Below are 15,516 nucleotides of genomic sequence, written 5' to 3'. Positions count from 1 at the left end.
CAAGATGGCAAAAGGTAAATTCGAACGGACCAAGCCGCACGTCAATGTGGGCACGATCGGTCACGTTGACCACGGCAAGACCACGCTGACGGCTGCTATTGCAACCGTGCTGTCGAAGAAGTTCGGTGGCGAGGCCAAGGCCTACGACCAGATCGACGCGGCTCCTGAAGAAAAGGCCCGTGGCATCACGATCAACACCGCTCACGTCGAGTACGAAACGGCCAATCGCCACTACGCTCACGTGGACTGCCCGGGCCACGCCGACTATGTGAAGAACATGATCACTGGCGCCGCCCAGATGGACGGCGCGATCCTGGTGTGCTCGGCCGCTGACGGCCCGATGCCGCAAACCCGCGAGCACATCCTGCTGGCGCGTCAGGTCGGTGTGAAGTACATCATCGTCTTCCTGAACAAGTGCGACATGGTCGACGACGCCGAGCTGCTCGAGCTGGTCGAAATGGAAGTGCGCGAGCTGCTCTCGAAGTACGACTTCCCGGGCGACGACACCCCGATCATCAAGGGTTCGGCCAAGCTGGCGCTGGAAGGCGACACGGGCGACCTGGGCGAGCAAGCCATCATGCGTCTGGCCGATGCGCTGGACACGTACATCCCCCAGCCGGACCGTGCCGTTGACGGCGCCTTCCTGCTGCCGGTGGAAGACGTGTTCTCGATCTCGGGCCGTGGCACCGTGGTGACCGGTCGCGTCGAGCGCGGCATCATCAAGGTCGGCGAGGAAATCGAAGTCGTGGGCATCCGCGACGTGCAGAAGACCACCGTGACCGGCGTGGAAATGTTCCGCAAGCTGCTGGACCAAGGTCAGGCTGGCGACAACGTCGGTATCCTGCTGCGCGGCACCAAGCGTGAAGACGTCGAGCGTGGCCAAGTGCTGGCCAAGCCGGGTTCGATCAAGCCGCACACGCACTTCACGGCTGAGATCTACGTCCTGTCCAAGGAAGAAGGCGGCCGTCACACGCCGTTCTTCAACAACTATCGTCCCCAGTTCTACTTCCGCACGACGGACGTGACGGGTGCCGTGGAGCTGCCCAAGGACAAGGAAATGGTCATGCCTGGCGACAACGTCAGCATCACCGTGAAGCTGATCGCCCCCATCGCCATGGAGCAAGGCCTGCGCTTCGCTATCCGTGAAGGTGGCCGTACCGTCGGTTCGGGTGTGGTTGCCACCATCCTCGAGTAATTTTTTAAGGCCACAGGGGCATAGCTCAATTGGCAGAGCGTCGGTCTCCAAAACCGAAGGTTGGGGGTTCGAGACCCTCTGCCCCTGCCAGCGATCGTCCTCTGCGATAATCGCCGGTTCCAGTGGTCCAGCAAGCAGCCCGCGGGAGTAATTCCCGGCGGGCTTTGCTGCTGATGGGTCTGTCCCGAGTGTATTTGTCAGGCTGCGAGGCCCGGCCTGAAAGCTGAAGAGTTCAATGTCCAATACTCAAGTCGAAACAGTGACGACCGGCGCCGACAAGGCGAAGCTGGCAGGCGCCGTGCTGCTGCTGATCGGTGCGCTGGTGGCGTATTACGCGCTGGCCAAGCAAGGCCCGATCGCGCAGTGGGCTGCGCTGCTGGTGCTGCTGGCTGCGGCGGCAGGCGCCTTCTTCACGGCCGAAACCGGCAAGTCGCTGATCGCCTATGGCCAGGATTCGCTGCGCGAAGTGCGCAAGGTGGTCTGGCCGACCCGCAAGGAAGCCATGCAGATGACAGGCTACGTGTTTGCCTTCGTCGTCGTGATGGCACTGTTCCTGTGGTTGACCGACAAGACGCTGGAATGGGTGTTGTACGACCTGATCCTGGGCTGGAAGCGCTGAGAGGAACGACGAGATGAGCGAAGAACTGAACGTCGTCACCGGCACCGAAGCTGCTGCTGCCCCCGCTGGTCTGCCCCTGCGCTGGTATGTCGTCCACGCCTATTCGGGCATGGAGAAGGCTGTCGAGCGCAATCTGCGTGAGCGCATCGACCGCGCGGGCATGCAGGGCAAGTTCGGCCGCATTCTGGTTCCCACCGAAGAAGTGGTTGAGCTGAAGAACGGCAAGAAGTCTGTGACCGAGCGTCGCTTCTTCCCCGGCTATGTGCTGGTCGAAATGGCGATGGAAGACGACACCTGGCACTTGGTGAAGCACACGTCCAAGGTGACGGGCTTCGTCGGCGGTGCCAAGAATCGCCCGGCTCCGATCTCGGAAGCCGAGGTCATGAAGATCGTCAACCAGATGCAAGAAGGCATCGAGAAGCCCCGGCCCAAGGTCGAGTGGACGGTGGGCGAGATCGTGCGCGTCAAGGAAGGTCCGTTCACGGACTTCAACGGCGCGGTCGAGGAAGTCAACTACGACAAGTCCAAGGTCCGCGTCTCGGTCACGATCTTCGGTCGTGCCACACCGGTCGAACTGGACTTCGGTCAGGTTGAAAAGGTCTAAAGACTTCAGTCTTTAGACCTTTCGCCGGAGATCCGCAGGATCGAAGGCAGAAGGTTTGAATTCAGGGCCTGGCAGTTGCCCCAAAGCTGCCCGTAGTCAGTCCGCAACGAGATGCGGACAAGAGGAGCAAAGGTAACCAGTCCTTTGCGCTAGCACTCAGGTGTCAATGCTTTGCCGCAATGACACTGTTTGGAGAGAAACATGGCAAAGAAGATTGTCGGCTTTATCAAGCTGCAAGTCGCTGCCGGCAAGGCGAACCCTTCGCCCCCGGTCGGTCCCGCACTGGGCCAACGTGGCCTGAACATCATGGAGTTCTGCAAGGCGTTCAACGCCCAGACGCAGGGCCATGAGCCGGGCATGAAGCTGCCGGTGGTCATTACCGCCTTCGCAGACAAGAGCTTCACCTTCGTGATCAAGTCGCCCCCGGCGACCGCCCTGATCAAGAAGCTGGCCAAGGTTGAGAAGGGTTCGCCCCGCGCTCACCTGGACAAGGTCGGCAAGCTGACCCGCGCCCAGCTGGAAGAGATCGCCACGATCAAGCAGAAGGACCTGACGGCTGCCGGTATGGACGCCGCTGTTCGCACCATCGCTGGCTCGGCCCGCTCGATGGGCATCATCGTGGAAGGCGTCTGATCATGGCAAAGCTCACCAAGAAGCAAAAGGCCCTGCAAGGCAAGGTCGAAAGCACCAAGCTGTACGTCCTGAACGACGCACTGACCCTGGTCAAGAGCCTGGCTACCGCCAAGTTCGACGAGTCGATCGACGTTGCTGTGCAACTCGGCATCGACGCCAAGAAGTCTGACCAAGTCGTCCGTGGCGCCGTCGTGCTGCCGCACGGCACCGGCAAGACCAAGCGCGTCGCCGTGTTCGCCCAAGGCGCCAAGGCTGAAGAAGCCAAGGCAGCTGGCGCGGACGTCGTCGGCATGGAAGACCTGGCTGAGCGCGTCAAGGCTGGCGACATGCCCTTCGACGTGGTCATCGCCTCGCCGGACACGATGCGTATCGTCGGTACCCTGGGTCAGATCCTGGGCCCGCGCGGCCTGATGCCCAACCCCAAGGTTGGCACCGTGACCCCGGACGTCGCTACCGCCGTCAAGAACGCCAAGGCTGGTCAAGTCCAGTTCCGCGTTGACAAGGCCGGCATCATCCACGGCACGATCGGCCGTCGCTCGTTCGACACCGACAAGCTGGAAGGCAACCTGCGCGCGCTGATCGAAGCTCTGAACAAGAGCAAGCCGGCGTCGAGCAAGGGTGTGTACCTGCGCAAGGTCGCCGTCTCGTCGACGATGGGCGTTGGCGCCCGCGTGGACATCGGCTCGATCAACGCCGCTGCTGCCGCCTAAGGCTTGATTCAATTGAGGTGCGACGCGAGTCTGGCGTCGCGCCGATGAATTGGTGGGGCGCCGTGAATTGAAAGATTCGCGGCGCGTCATCCAAGACCGCTGGTGTGAAGTCTCCGCAGTTCGGGGAGGCATCACTTAATCGGAGGCTTCGGCCTCAAGCCAGCGCAGATGGCGGTCCCGCTGCAAAGGATTTTTGCTCCGTGTCGAGTCTCGGCTGGAGCGGTTTCCCGAAACAGAAGGTCGCTGAATCCCGGTGCTCCGAAGGCGCAAGCTGTAGGAGCGTAATGTGAGGAGTAGACCTTGAGTCTCAATCGCAACGAGAAGGCAGCTGTTGTCTCCGACGTGGCCGCGCAAGCAGCCAAGTCGCAGACCTTGGCGTTGGCCGAGTACCGTGGCCTCACCGTTGAAGCCTTGAACAAGCTGCGCGTCACTGCGCGTGCCCAAGGTGTGTATCTTCACGTGCTGAAGAACACCCTGGCACGTCGTGCTGTCGCCGGCACTTCGTTCGAAGCTGCATCGGATGCCATGGTCGGCCCGCTGATCTACGGCTTTTCGGAAGATGCTGTCGCAGCTGCCAAAGTCATCGCTGACTTTGCCAAGACCAACGACAAGCTCGTCATCAAGGGTGGTGCCTACGGTGGCAAGGCTCTGGATGTGAATGGTGTGAAGGCCCTGGCCTCCGTTCCGTCCAAGGAAGTCCTGCTGTCGCAAATCGCCGGCCTGCTCAAGTCGCCGGTGCAACGCACCGCGGCCGTGCTGGCAGCCCTGGCTGCACAACGTGGCGAAGGCGCTGCTTCTACGGAAGCTGCTGCTGAAGCCCCCGCTGCCGCCTAAGACGACGCAATCGTCAAACGCAACCAAACTGTATTTAGGAAACACATCATGGCATTCGATAAAGACGCATTCCTGACCGCCCTGGACAGCATGACCGTTCTGGAACTGAACGATCTGGTCAAGGCAATTGAAGAGAAGTTCGGCGTGTCCGCCGCTTCGATGGCTGCTCCGGCTGCTGGCGGCGCTGCTGCTGGTGGCGCTGCTGCCGCTGAAGAAAAGACCGAGTTCAACGTTGTTCTGCTGGAAGCCGGCGCGAACAAGGTTGGCGTGATCAAGGCCGTGCGCGAAATCACCGGTCTGGGTCTGAAGGAAGCCAAGGACCTGGTCGACGGCGCTCCCAAGGCTGTCAAGGAAGGCATCGCCAAGGCCGACGCCGAAGCCGCCAAGAAGAAGCTGGAAGAAGCCGGCGCCAAGGTCGAACTCAAGTAAGACTTTGGGGAGGGGTGCTCCCCTCCACTGCGCTAAAGGGGCGGTCCTTGGACCTCCCCTTTAGTCGTCTAAGGGTTAGTCCTGTTGAGAACAGTTGAAAGGCCCGCGCTCGGGTATGATGCGCGGTTCTTTCAAGTGTTCTCTGATCCGACTGCAGAGAACCGGTTTGGTCGGGCTCGGGTGCAATGCCTGGGTTGTCCGCCAGCGGTTGGTAGTGGCCAACCACCAAGCATCGAACCATCCGTTCTGGATTGGGTTCGAGTAGCCAGTCGCCGACGAAGCCCGTCCCACGGCCAGGGGTGGGCTCTCGACACGGAGTGTTTATGGCGCAAACAACCCCCTACAGCTATACCGAGCGCAAGCGGATCCGCAAGAGCTTCGGCAAGCGCGCGAGCGTTCTCAACGTTCCCTATTTGCTCACCATGCAGAAGGAGTCGTACGTCGCCTTCCTGCAAAAAGATACCCCCCCAGCGAAGCGCAAGCCTGAAGGCCTGCAAGCTGCTTTCCTTTCCGCGTTCCCGATTGTTTCGCACAACGGTTTCGTGGAAATGAAGTTCCTCGAATTCAATATTGCCAAGCCGCCGTTCGACACCCGTGAGTGCCAACAGCGTGGCTTGACCTATGCAGCCGCCGTGCGCGCGCGCCTGCAGATGATCATCTATGACCGTGAGTCGCCCCAGGCGAAGACCGTCAAGGAGATCAAGGAGCAAGAGGTCTACATGGGCGAAGTGCCCCTGATGACCGACTACGGCTCCTTCATCGTCAATGGCACCGAGCGTGTCATCGTCTCCCAGCTGCACCGTTCGCCCGGCGTGTTCTTCGAACACGACAAGGGCAAGACGCATTCGTCCGGCAAGCTGCTGTTCTCGGCTCGCATCATTCCTTACCGCGGTTCGTGGCTCGACTTCGAGTTCGACCCCAAGGACGTGTTGTTCTTCCGTGTCGACCGCCGCCGCAAGATGCCGGTCACCATCCTGCTCAAGGCCATCGGCCTGAACCCCGAGCAGATCCTGGCGCACTTCTTCGTCTTCGACAATTTCCGTCTGATGGACGCCGGCGCGCAAATGGAGTTCGTCGCCGACCGCCTGAAGGGCGAGGTCGCCCGCTTTGACATCACCGACAAGAGCGGTGCCGTCATCGTCGAGAAGGACAAGCGCATCACCGCTCGCCACGTGCGCCAGATGGAGCAATCCGGCACGCAACACGTGACGGTACCGGAAGACTTCCTGGTCGGCCGCATGCTGGCCAAGAACATGGTCGACGGCGACACCGGCGAGATCATCGCCAAGGCCAACGACGAGCTGACCGACGCGCTGCTGAAGAAGCTGCGCCAGGCCGGCATCAAGGAAGTCCAGTGCCTGTACACGAACGAGCTGAACGAAGGCGCGTACATCAGCCAGACCCTGGCTGCTGACGAAACCGCCGATCAGCTGGCTGCTCGCGTTGCCATCTACCGCATGATGCGTCCTGGCGAGCCGCCGACGGAAGACGCGGTGGAAGCGCTGTTCAACCGCCTGTTCTACAGCGTGGACACGTACGACCTGTCGCGCGTGGGCCGCATGAAGTTCAACGCCCGCGTGGGCCGCGACACGCCTGAAGGCGCCATGGTGCTGTCCAACGAGGACATCCTCGACGTGGTCAAGATCCTCGTCGAGCTGCGCAATGGCCGCGGCGAAGTCGATGACATCGACCACCTGGGCAATCGCCGCGTTCGTTGCGTCGGTGAACTGGCCGAGAACCAGTACCGCTCGGGCCTCGCGCGTATCGAGAAGGCCGTCAAGGAACGTCTGGGCCAGGCCGAGACAGAAGCCCTGATGCCGCATGACCTGATCAACAGCAAGCCGATCTCGGCGGCACTGAAGGAATTCTTCGGTGCCTCGCAGCTGTCGCAGTTCATGGACCAGACCAACCCGCTGTCGGAAATCACGCACAAGCGTCGTGTTTCCGCCTTGGGCCCGGGCGGTCTGACCCGCGAGCGCGCCGGCTTCGAAGTCCGCGACGTGCACCCGACCCACTACGGCCGCGTCTGCCCGATCGAAACGCCGGAAGGCCCGAACATCGGTCTGATCAACTCGCTGGCACTGTTCGCCCAACTGAACGAATACGGCTTCCTCGAGACGCCGTACCGTCGCGTGGTGGACGGCAAGGTCACCGACCAGATCGACTACCTGTCGGCCATCGAAGAGGGCAAGTACGTCATCGCCCAGGCCAATGCCTCGCTGAACGAGCAAGGCCAGTTGGTCGACGAGCTGGTGTCTGCCCGTGAAAACGGCGAATCGGTGCTCACCCAGCCCGAGCGCATCCAGTACATGGACGTGGCCCCGACGCAGATCGTGTCGGTCGCCGCCTCGCTCGTGCCGTTCCTTGAGCACGACGATGCGAACCGCGCGTTGATGGGCGCCAACATGCAGCGTCAGGCTGTGCCGACCCTGCGCCCCGAAAAGGCGCTGGTGGGTACGGGCGTCGAGCGTGTGGCTGCCAAGGACTCGGGCACCGTGGTTGCAGCGCGTCGCGGCGGTGTGGTCGACTATGTCGACACCAACCGCATCGTGATCCGCGTGAACGACAACGAGACCGTGGCCGGTGAAGTCGGTGTCGACATCTACAACCTGATCAAGTATCAGCGTTCGAACCAGAACACGAACATCCACCAGCGTCCGATCGTCAAGCGCGGCGACAAGGTGTCCGCCGAGGACATCATTGCCGACGGCGCGTCGACCGACATCGGCGAACTGGCCCTGGGCCAGAACATGCTGGTCGCGTTCATGCCCTGGAACGGCTACAACTTCGAAGACTCGATCCTGATCTCCGAGCGCGTGATCGCCGAAGACCGCTACACCTCGATCCACATCGAGGAACTGGTGGTCAACGCGCGTGACACCAAGCTGGGCAGCGAAGAAATCACCCGCGACATCCCCAACCTCTCCGAGCAGCAACTGGCTCGCCTGGACGAGTCGGGCATCGTCTACGTCGGTGCCGAAGTCGGCCCTGGCGACGTGCTGGTGGGCAAGGTCACGCCGAAGGGCGAGACCACGCTGACGCCAGAAGAAAAGCTGCTGCGCGCCATCTTTGGCGAGAAGGCTTCGGACGTGAAGGACACGTCCCTGCGCGTCGACCAAGGCACGCAAGGCACGGTGATCGACGTGCAGGTCTTCACCCGTGAAGGCATCCAGCGTGACAAGCGCGCTCAGCAGATCATCGACGACGAGCTGAAGCGCTTCCGCCTGGACCTGAACGACCAGCTGCGTATTGTGGAAAGCGATGCTTTCGACCGTATCGAGAAGCTGCTGGTGGGCCGCGTGGCCAACGGCGGCCCGCAGAAGATCGCCAAGGGCACCGTCATCAGCAAGGACTACCTGGCTGGCGTCGAGAAGTTCCACTGGTTCGACGTGCGTCCTGCAGAAGACGACATCGCCAACCAGCTCGAGTCCATCAAGAACTCGCTGGAGCAGACCCGTCACTCGTTCGATCTGGCCTTCGAAGAGAAGCGCAAGAAGCTGACGCAAGGCGACGAGCTGCCGGCTGGTGTGTTGAAGATGGTCAAGGTCTACCTGGCTGTCAAGCGCCGCCTGCAGCCTGGCGACAAGATGGCCGGCCGTCACGGCAACAAGGGTGTGGTCTCCAAGGTCGTGCCGGTTGAAGACATGCCTTACATGGCCGACGGCACCACCGCCGACATCGTTCTGAACCCGCTGGGCGTGCCCTCGCGGATGAACGTCGGTCAGGTGCTGGAAGTCCACCTGGGCTGGGCCGGCAAGGGCATTGGCCAGCGCATCGGCGACATGCTGCAACAGCATTCCGCCGTCAGCGAGCTGCGCAAGTTCCTGGACGAGCTGTACAACAAGAACGGCGGCAAGGCCGAGAACATCGACGAGCTGAGCGACGCCGAAGTCATCGAGATGGCGGGCAACCTGTCCAAGGGTGTGCCGTTCGCGACGCCGGTGTTCGACGGCGCCAAGGAAGAAGAAATCCGCGGCATGCTGAAGCTGGCCTACCCGGACGACATTGCGGCGAAGAAGGGCCTGACCCCGACCCGCACGCAGGCGTTCCTGTATGACGGCCGCACCGGCGAGCAGTTCGAACGTCCCACGACGGTCGGCTACATGCATGTGCTGAAGCTGCATCACCTGGTCGACGACAAGATGCACGCCCGTTCGACTGGCCCGTACTCGCTGGTCACCCAGCAACCGCTGGGCGGCAAGGCCCAGTTCGGTGGCCAGCGTTTCGGTGAAATGGAAGTGTGGGCGCTGGAAGCTTATGGTGCCTCCTACATCCTGCAGGAAATGCTGACCGTGAAGTCCGATGACGTGAATGGCCGGACCAAGGTCTACGAGTCCATCGTCAAGGGCGAGCACGCCATCGAAGCCGGCATGCCGGAATCGTTCAATGTGTTGGTCAAGGAAATTCGTTCCCTTGGCATCGACATTGAACTCGAGCGCAACTAATTAGGAACAGGAGAGACACATGAAAGGTTTGCTGGACCTGTTCAAGCAGTTCACCCCGGATGAACACTTTGACGCGATCAAGATCGGGCTCGCATCGCCCGAGAAGATCCGTTCGTGGTCCTTCGGCGAGGTGAAGAAGCCCGAGACCATCAACTACCGGACTTTCAAGCCCGAGCGTGATGGCCTGTTCTGCGCCAAGATCTTCGGCCCGATCAAGGACTACGAGTGCCTGTGCGGCAAGTACAAGCGCCTGAAGCACCGTGGCGTGATTTGCGAGAAGTGCGGCGTCGAAGTCACCCAGACCAAGGTTCGCCGCGAGCGCATGGGTCACATCGACTTGGCGGCTCCCTGCGCCCACATCTGGTTCCTGAAGTCGCTGCCTTCGCGTCTGGGCCTGGTGCTCGACATGACGCTGCGCGACATCGAACGCGTGCTGTACTTTGAAGCATACGTCGTCGTTGATCCGGGCATGACGCCGCTGAAGAAGTTCTCGATCATGACCGAGGACGACTACGACGCGAAGCGCGTCGAGTACGGTGACGAGTTCATCGCGCTGATGGGTGCCGAGGGCGTCAAGAAGCTGCTGGAAGACATGGATCTCGACATCGAGATCGATCGTCTGCGCAACGACATGACCGGCTCGGAACTCAAGGTCAAGAAGAACTCCAAGCGCCTCAAGGTGATGGAAGCCTTCAAGCGCTCGGGCATCAAGCCGAACTGGATGGTGCTGGACGTGCTGCCCGTGCTGCCGCCGGACCTGCGTCCGCTGGTGCCGCTGGACGGCGGCCGCTTCGCGACCTCCGACCTGAACGACCTGTACCGCCGCGTCATCAACCGCAACAACCGTCTGGCTCGTCTGCTGGAGCTGAAGGCCCCTGAAATCATCGTGCGCAACGAAAAGCGCATGCTGCAGGAAGCCGTGGACTCGCTGCTGGACAACGGCCGTCGTGGCAAGGCCATGACCGGTGCGAACAAGCGTGCCCTCAAGTCGCTGGCCGACATGATCAAGGGCAAGAGCGGTCGTTTCCGTCAGAACCTGCTGGGCAAGCGCGTCGACTACTCGGGTCGTTCGGTCATTACCGTGGGCCCGACGCTAAAGCTGCACCAGTGCGGTCTGCCCAAGCTGATGGCGCTCGAGCTGTTCAAGCCCTTCATCTTCTCGCGCCTCGAAGCCATGGGCATTGCGACGACGATCAAGGCCGCCAAGAAGGAAGTCGAATCCGGCACGCCGGTGGTCTGGGACATCCTGGAAGAGGTCATCAAGGAGCATCCGGTTCTTCTGAACCGTGCGCCTACGCTGCACCGTCTGGGCATCCAGGCTTTCGAGCCGGTGCTGATTGAAGGCAAGGCCATCCAGCTGCATCCGCTGGTTTGCGCCGCCTTCAACGCCGACTTCGACGGCGACCAGATGGCCGTCCACGTGCCGCTGTCGATCGAAGCGCAGATGGAAGCCCGCACGCTGATGCTGGCCTCCAACAACGTGCTGTTCCCGGCTTCGGGCGAACCGTCCATCGTTCCGTCGCAAGACGTGGTGCTGGGCCTGTACTACGCCACCCGCGATCGCATCAACGGCAAGGGCGAAGGCCTGGTCTTCTCCGACGTCAGCGAAATGCTGCGCGCGTTGGAGAACGGCGCCGTCGAAATCACTGCCAAGATCTCGGTCCGTCTGACCGAGTACAGCAAGGGTGCCGACGGCGAATGGGTGCCGGAAACCAAGCTGGTGGACACGACCGTTGGCCGTGCGTTGCTGAGCGAGATCCTGCCGAAGGGCCTGCCGTTCTCGAACATCAACAAGGCGCTGAAGAAGAAGGAAATCTCGCGCCTGATCAACACGTCCTTCCGCAAGTGCGGCCTGAAGGAAACCGTGGTGCTGGCTGACAAGCTGCTGCAAAGCGGCTTCAAGCTCGCAACGCGTGCCGGCATCTCGATCGCCATCGACGACATGCTGGTTCCGAAGCAGAAGTACGAGCTGATCGAGCGTGCTGAGAAGGAAGTCAAGGAAATCGAGCAGCAGTACGTCTCGGGCCTGGTGACGGCCGGTGAGCGCTACAACAAGGTCGTGGACATCTGGGGCAAGACCGGCGACGAAGTCGGCAAGGTCATGATGTCGCAGCTGTCCAAGCAGAAGACCATCGACCGCAACGGCAAGGAAGTGGATCAGGAGTCCTTCAACTCCATCTACATGATGGCTGACTCTGGTGCCCGCGGTAGCGCGGCCCAGATTCGCCAGCTGGCCGGTATGCGGGGTCTGATGGCCAAGCCTGACGGCTCGATCATCGAGACGCCGATCACGGCGAACTTCCGCGAAGGCCTGAACGTTCTGCAGTACTTCATCTCCACCCACGGCGCTCGTAAGGGCCTGGCCGACACGGCACTGAAGACCGCGAACTCGGGTTACCTGACCCGCCGTCTGGTCGACGTGACCCAAGACCTGGTCGTCACCGAAGTGGACTGCGGCACGGACAACGGCATCGCCATGCGCGCGCTGGTTGAAGGTGGTGAAGTCATCGAATCGCTGCGCGACCGCGTGCTGGGTCGTGTCGCTGCCATCGACGTGCTGCACCCCGAGACGCAAGTCGTCGTGCTGGAAGCCGGCAAGATGCTGGACGAAGACACGCTGGACATGCTGGAGCAAGCCGGCGTGGACGAGATCAAGGCCCGTACGCCGCTGACCTGCGCCACGCGCTTCGGCCTCTGCGCCAAGTGCTACGGCCGCGATCTGGGCCGTGGCGGCCTCGTGAACACCGGTGAGGCCGTGGGCGTGATCGCCGCACAGTCGATCGGTGAGCCGGGCACGCAGCTGACGATGCGTACGTTCCACATCGGTGGTGCCGCGTCGCGCGCAGCCGTGGCCTCGAGCGTCGAAGCCAAGTCGGACGGCATCATCGGCTTCAACGCCACGATGCGCTACGTGACCAATGGCAAGGGCGAGTTGGTGGTGATTTCGCGTTCCGGCGAAATCATCATTGCCGACCAGCATGGCCGGGAGCGCGAGCGTCACAAGGTGCCTTACGGCGCGATCCTGTCGATCAAGATCGACCAGACGATCAAGGCTGGCACGATCCTCGCCAACTGGGACCCGCTGACCCGCCCGATCATTACCGAGTTCGCCGGTCAGGCGAGGTTCGAGAATGTCGAAGAAGGCGTGACCGTGGCCAAGCAGGTCGACGAAGTGACCGGTCTGTCCACCCTGGTGGTGATCGATCCGAAGCGTCGCGGCGCAGCCAAGGTCATCCGTCCGCAGGTCAAGCTGCTCGATTCGAACGGCAACGAGGTCAAGATTCCCGGTACCGATCACTCGGTGAACATCGCCTTCCAGGTCGGCTCGCTGATCCAGGTGCGCGATGGCCAGGAACTGGCGCCAGGCGAAGTGCTGGCACGTATCCCGGTGGAAGGTCAGAAGACGCGAGACATTACCGGCGGTCTGCCGCGTGTGGCCGAGCTGTTCGAAGCCCGTTCGCCCAAGGATGTGGGCGTGCTGGCCGAGCGCACTGGCACGGTCTCGTTCGGTAAGGAGACGAAGGGCAAGATTCGCCTGGAAATCACCGATCCGGATGGCAGCAAGCACGAAGAGCTCGTGCCCAAGGAAAAGAACATCCTGGTGCACGAAGGCCAGGTGGTCAACCGCGGCGAATTGATTGTGGACGGCTCGGCCGATCCGCAAGACATCCTGCGTCTCCTGGGTATCGAAGAGCTGGCCCGCTACATCGTCGACGAAGTGCAGGACGTGTACCGCTTGCAGGGCGTGAAGATCAACGACAAGCACATCGAGGTGATCGTTCGCCAGATGCTGCGTCGCGTGCAGATCACGAACTCGGGCGACTCGCGCTACATCGTCGGTGAGCAGGTCGAGCGTTCTGAGCTGCTGGACACCAACGACCGCCTGCGGGCCGAAGGCAAGCTGATCGCCACGCACGCTGACGTGCTGCTGGGTATCACCAAGGCTTCGCTGTCGACCGACTCCTTCATCTCGGCCGCTTCCTTCCAGGAAACGACCCGCGTGCTGACCGAGGCTGCCATCATGGGCAAGCGCGACGAGCTGCGTGGCCTGAAGGAAAACGTCATCGTCGGCCGCCTGATTCCCGCTGGCACCGGCATGGCCTTCCACCAGGCACGCCGTGCAAAGGAAGAGATGGACGACGCCGAGCGCCGCTCCATCGCCATGCAGGAAGCCGAGGAACTGGCCGCTGCACAGATGGCCAGCGTCGACGCTCCGGGCGAGGGTTCGGCCGAGTAATCGCGCCAGGCTCCTCAGCCGCAAGGGCTGCCGCACCCTCGGGTCGGCAGCCCTTTTTACTTAGCGCTGGGAATCGGTCCAGACCTTGATCCAGACCTCGGGCTTCTGGATCACCAGGCCGCAGAGCTTGTTTGCCCGCTTGGCCAGCGCCAAGACGGCGCGGTCGCGCGAGATCAGCCAACGTGTGCCGGCGGATACGGCCAGGTCGATGAATATCTGGTCGTCCGGGTCTCGGCAGACCAGGCGGAGGTCTTTGGGCGGCGCCGGGTCGATGATTCGGCACCAACGGGTGAAGGCATCGTCAATCGCTCCGAGATCAGGCTTTCGGTCGGCCGCAACGCCTCTGCCCAGCACGTGGAACAGCTCAGCCTTCATGTTCGGCGTGCCTATCCAGGCGACTTGCCCGGCCTGGATAGCCTCGATCAGCGGGGCAATCGAGGGCTCGCGGAATACCAGCCAGTCCATGACGACCTGGGTGTCGATGACGATTTGCGGTGGATTCATGGGCCGCGCAGCATAGCGCCCAGCCCCGGCTGCCAAGGCAATTCATGCGCCCCTTGTGCGGAAAACCCTAGCTGGTCTACAATCGCGGGCTCTCCAGCAGGCTTTGCTGCGCCTACGCGCGTCGGTTTTCTGGAAACTTCGACGCACTGCGCTCCGGCGTGGTGCGTTTGCTCGTTTCCAAAACACGGCGACATTCGGTGGCTCAGCCCGGTTTGCGGCCGTTGTGGCCGTCGCTGCTGGGGGATGTGACTTCAAACGGGAACAAGTTACTTATGCCAACTATCAATCAGCTCGTGCGCCAAGGCCGTCAGGCCGAGGTCACGAAATCCAAGTCGCCGGCGATGCAGGACTGCCCGCAGCGCCGCGGCGTTTGCACCCGCGTGTACACCACGACTCCGAAGAAGCCGAATTCGGCTCTGCGTAAGGTCGCCAAGGTGCGCCTGACCAACGGTTTCGAGGTCATCTCGTACATCGGCGGTGAAGGCCACAACCTGCAAGAGCACAGCGTCGTGCTGGTGCGCGGCGGCCGGGTCAAGGACTTGCCCGGTGTGCGTTACCACATCGTGCGCGGTTCGCTCGACCTGCAGGGCGTCAAGGATCGCAAGCAGTCGCGTTCCAAGTACGGCGCGAAGCGCCCGAAGAAGTAAGCAGTAAAAAGTTTGTCATGGCCAGCCTTTGTGCTGCGCCGGATGTTTAGCGGTTTGTGCGACCCGATAGGGCGCAGCAACCGAGTAAGTGAATGACCCCAGTACCGGTGGTTGTTCAACGGTGAAGGGCCAAGCCCCGAGCCAACTGAAGCAAGAGGAAGATTCCCATGCCACGTCGTCGCGAAGTACCCAAGCGCGAGATCCTGCCTGACCCGAAGTTCGGTAGCGTCGATCTGTCCAAGTTCATGAACGTCATCATGGAATCGGGCAAGAAGGCTGTTGCAGAGCGCATCATTTACGGTGCCCTGGAACAAGTCGAGAAGAAGATCGGCAAGGATCCGCTGGAAGTGTTCATGGTCGCCCTGAACAACGTCAAGCCGATGGTTGAAGTGAAGTCCCGCCGCGTCGGCGGTGCGAACTACCAAGTTCCCGTGGAAGTTCGCCCTGTCCGCCGTATGGCTCTGGCTATGCGCTGGCTGAAGGAATCCGCCCGCAAGCGTGGCGAGAAGTCGATGGCCCAACGTCTGGCCAACGAGCTGCTGGAGGCCGCTGAAGGCCGTGGCGGCGCGATGAAGAAGCGCGACGAAGTTCACCGCATGGCTGAAGCCAACAAGGCTTTCTCGCACTTCCGCTTCTAAACTAGACCCCTCTAGCCGCCT

Annotated in this window: 12 protein-coding genes and 1 tRNA gene; 12 read left to right on the top strand and 1 reads right to left on the bottom strand. The window is 61.8% G+C overall.

Annotated elements, in window-relative coordinates; genetic code table 11:
- The first annotated feature begins 4 nt into the window (after positions 1-4).
- The 10 genes from tuf to rpoC all read left to right on the top strand — a co-directional run bounded on the left by tuf (position 5) and on the right by rpoC (position 13,706).
- Positions 5-1,195 carry an elongation factor Tu gene (gene tuf, locus J7U46_RS08700; RefSeq protein WP_282824736.1) on the top strand — a complete coding sequence of 397 codons (1,191 nt, stop codon included), beginning with the start codon at positions 5-7 and terminating at the stop codon, positions 1,193-1,195.
- 14 nt (positions 1,196-1,209) lie between these two features.
- A tRNA-Trp gene (locus tag J7U46_RS08695) sits at positions 1,210-1,285 on the top strand.
- 145 nt (positions 1,286-1,430) lie between these two features.
- The gene (secE, locus tag J7U46_RS08690) at positions 1,431-1,814 is read left to right on the top strand and encodes a preprotein translocase subunit SecE (RefSeq protein WP_282824759.1); all 384 of its coding nucleotides are present in this window, start codon (positions 1,431-1,433) and stop codon (positions 1,812-1,814) included.
- Between the two features lie 13 nt (positions 1,815-1,827).
- Positions 1,828-2,418, top strand: coding sequence for a transcription termination/antitermination protein NusG (gene nusG / locus J7U46_RS08685; protein WP_282824757.1), 591 nt, complete (start codon positions 1,828-1,830; stop codon positions 2,416-2,418).
- Between the two features lie 201 nt (positions 2,419-2,619).
- Complete coding sequence (gene rplK / locus J7U46_RS08680) at positions 2,620-3,051, top strand: 50S ribosomal protein L11 (protein WP_282824755.1); 432 nt, start codon at positions 2,620-2,622, stop codon at positions 3,049-3,051.
- 2 nt (positions 3,052-3,053) lie between these two features.
- Positions 3,054-3,761, top strand: coding sequence for a 50S ribosomal protein L1 (gene rplA / locus J7U46_RS08675; protein WP_282824752.1), 708 nt, complete (start codon positions 3,054-3,056; stop codon positions 3,759-3,761).
- Positions 3,762-4,061: 300 nt separating this feature from the next.
- Entirely contained in the window at positions 4,062-4,595 is a 534-nt protein-coding gene (rplJ, locus tag J7U46_RS08670; protein ID WP_282824751.1) for a 50S ribosomal protein L10, read from the top strand.
- 48 nt (positions 4,596-4,643) lie between these two features.
- The gene (gene rplL / locus J7U46_RS08665; protein ID WP_282824749.1) at positions 4,644-5,024 is read left to right on the top strand and encodes a 50S ribosomal protein L7/L12; all 381 of its coding nucleotides are present in this window, start codon (positions 4,644-4,646) and stop codon (positions 5,022-5,024) included.
- A 323-nt stretch (positions 5,025-5,347) separates the two neighbouring features.
- The gene (rpoB, locus tag J7U46_RS08660) at positions 5,348-9,469 is read left to right on the top strand and encodes a DNA-directed RNA polymerase subunit beta (protein ID WP_282824747.1); all 4,122 of its coding nucleotides are present in this window, start codon (positions 5,348-5,350) and stop codon (positions 9,467-9,469) included.
- Positions 9,470-9,488: 19 nt separating this feature from the next.
- The gene (gene rpoC, locus J7U46_RS08655) at positions 9,489-13,706 is read left to right on the top strand and encodes a DNA-directed RNA polymerase subunit beta' (RefSeq protein ID WP_282824746.1); all 4,218 of its coding nucleotides are present in this window, start codon (positions 9,489-9,491) and stop codon (positions 13,704-13,706) included.
- 60 nt (positions 13,707-13,766) lie between these two features.
- On the opposite strand, the gene J7U46_RS08650 is transcribed toward rpoC, so the two are convergent.
- Positions 13,767-14,210: a PIN domain-containing protein gene (locus tag J7U46_RS08650; RefSeq protein ID WP_282824744.1), complete on the bottom strand. Its 444-nt coding sequence runs from the start codon at positions 14,208-14,210 to the stop codon at positions 13,767-13,769.
- A 272-nt stretch (positions 14,211-14,482) separates the two neighbouring features.
- Here J7U46_RS08650 and rpsL point away from each other — a divergent pair, with 272 nt between their 5' ends.
- The gene (gene rpsL, locus J7U46_RS08645; RefSeq protein WP_282824742.1) at positions 14,483-14,857 is read left to right on the top strand and encodes a 30S ribosomal protein S12; all 375 of its coding nucleotides are present in this window, start codon (positions 14,483-14,485) and stop codon (positions 14,855-14,857) included.
- Between the two features lie 167 nt (positions 14,858-15,024).
- Positions 15,025-15,495 carry a 30S ribosomal protein S7 gene (gene rpsG, locus J7U46_RS08640; RefSeq protein WP_056194782.1) on the top strand — a complete coding sequence of 157 codons (471 nt, stop codon included), beginning with the start codon at positions 15,025-15,027 and terminating at the stop codon, positions 15,493-15,495.
- Positions 15,496-15,516 lie beyond the last annotated feature (21 nt).

The sequence above is a fragment of the Pelomonas sp. V22 genome (assembly GCF_030014915.1).
GTDB lineage: Bacteria > Pseudomonadota > Gammaproteobacteria > Burkholderiales > Burkholderiaceae_C > JAUASW01.
Note: the sequence above shows the minus strand (reverse complement) of the source record. Positions and strands in the feature narration are given on the sequence as shown.

Coding starts and splice junctions, on each gene's coding strand:
- tuf (WP_282824736.1), top strand. CDS start 5: ATGGCAAAAGGTAAATTCGAACGGACCAAGCCGCACGTCAATGTGGGC.
- secE (WP_282824759.1), top strand. CDS start 1,431: ATGTCCAATACTCAAGTCGAAACAGTGACGACCGGCGCCGACAAGGCG.
- nusG (WP_282824757.1), top strand. CDS start 1,828: ATGAGCGAAGAACTGAACGTCGTCACCGGCACCGAAGCTGCTGCTGCC.
- rplK (WP_282824755.1), top strand. CDS start 2,620: ATGGCAAAGAAGATTGTCGGCTTTATCAAGCTGCAAGTCGCTGCCGGC.
- rplA (WP_282824752.1), top strand. CDS start 3,054: ATGGCAAAGCTCACCAAGAAGCAAAAGGCCCTGCAAGGCAAGGTCGAA.
- rplL (WP_282824749.1), top strand. CDS start 4,644: ATGGCATTCGATAAAGACGCATTCCTGACCGCCCTGGACAGCATGACC.
- rpoB (WP_282824747.1), top strand. CDS start 5,348: ATGGCGCAAACAACCCCCTACAGCTATACCGAGCGCAAGCGGATCCGC.
- rpoC (WP_282824746.1), top strand. CDS start 9,489: ATGAAAGGTTTGCTGGACCTGTTCAAGCAGTTCACCCCGGATGAACAC.
- J7U46_RS08650 (WP_282824744.1), bottom strand. CDS start 14,210: ATGAATCCACCGCAAATCGTCATCGACACCCAGGTCGTCATGGACTGG.
- rpsL (WP_282824742.1), top strand. CDS start 14,483: ATGCCAACTATCAATCAGCTCGTGCGCCAAGGCCGTCAGGCCGAGGTC.
- rpsG (WP_056194782.1), top strand. CDS start 15,025: ATGCCACGTCGTCGCGAAGTACCCAAGCGCGAGATCCTGCCTGACCCG.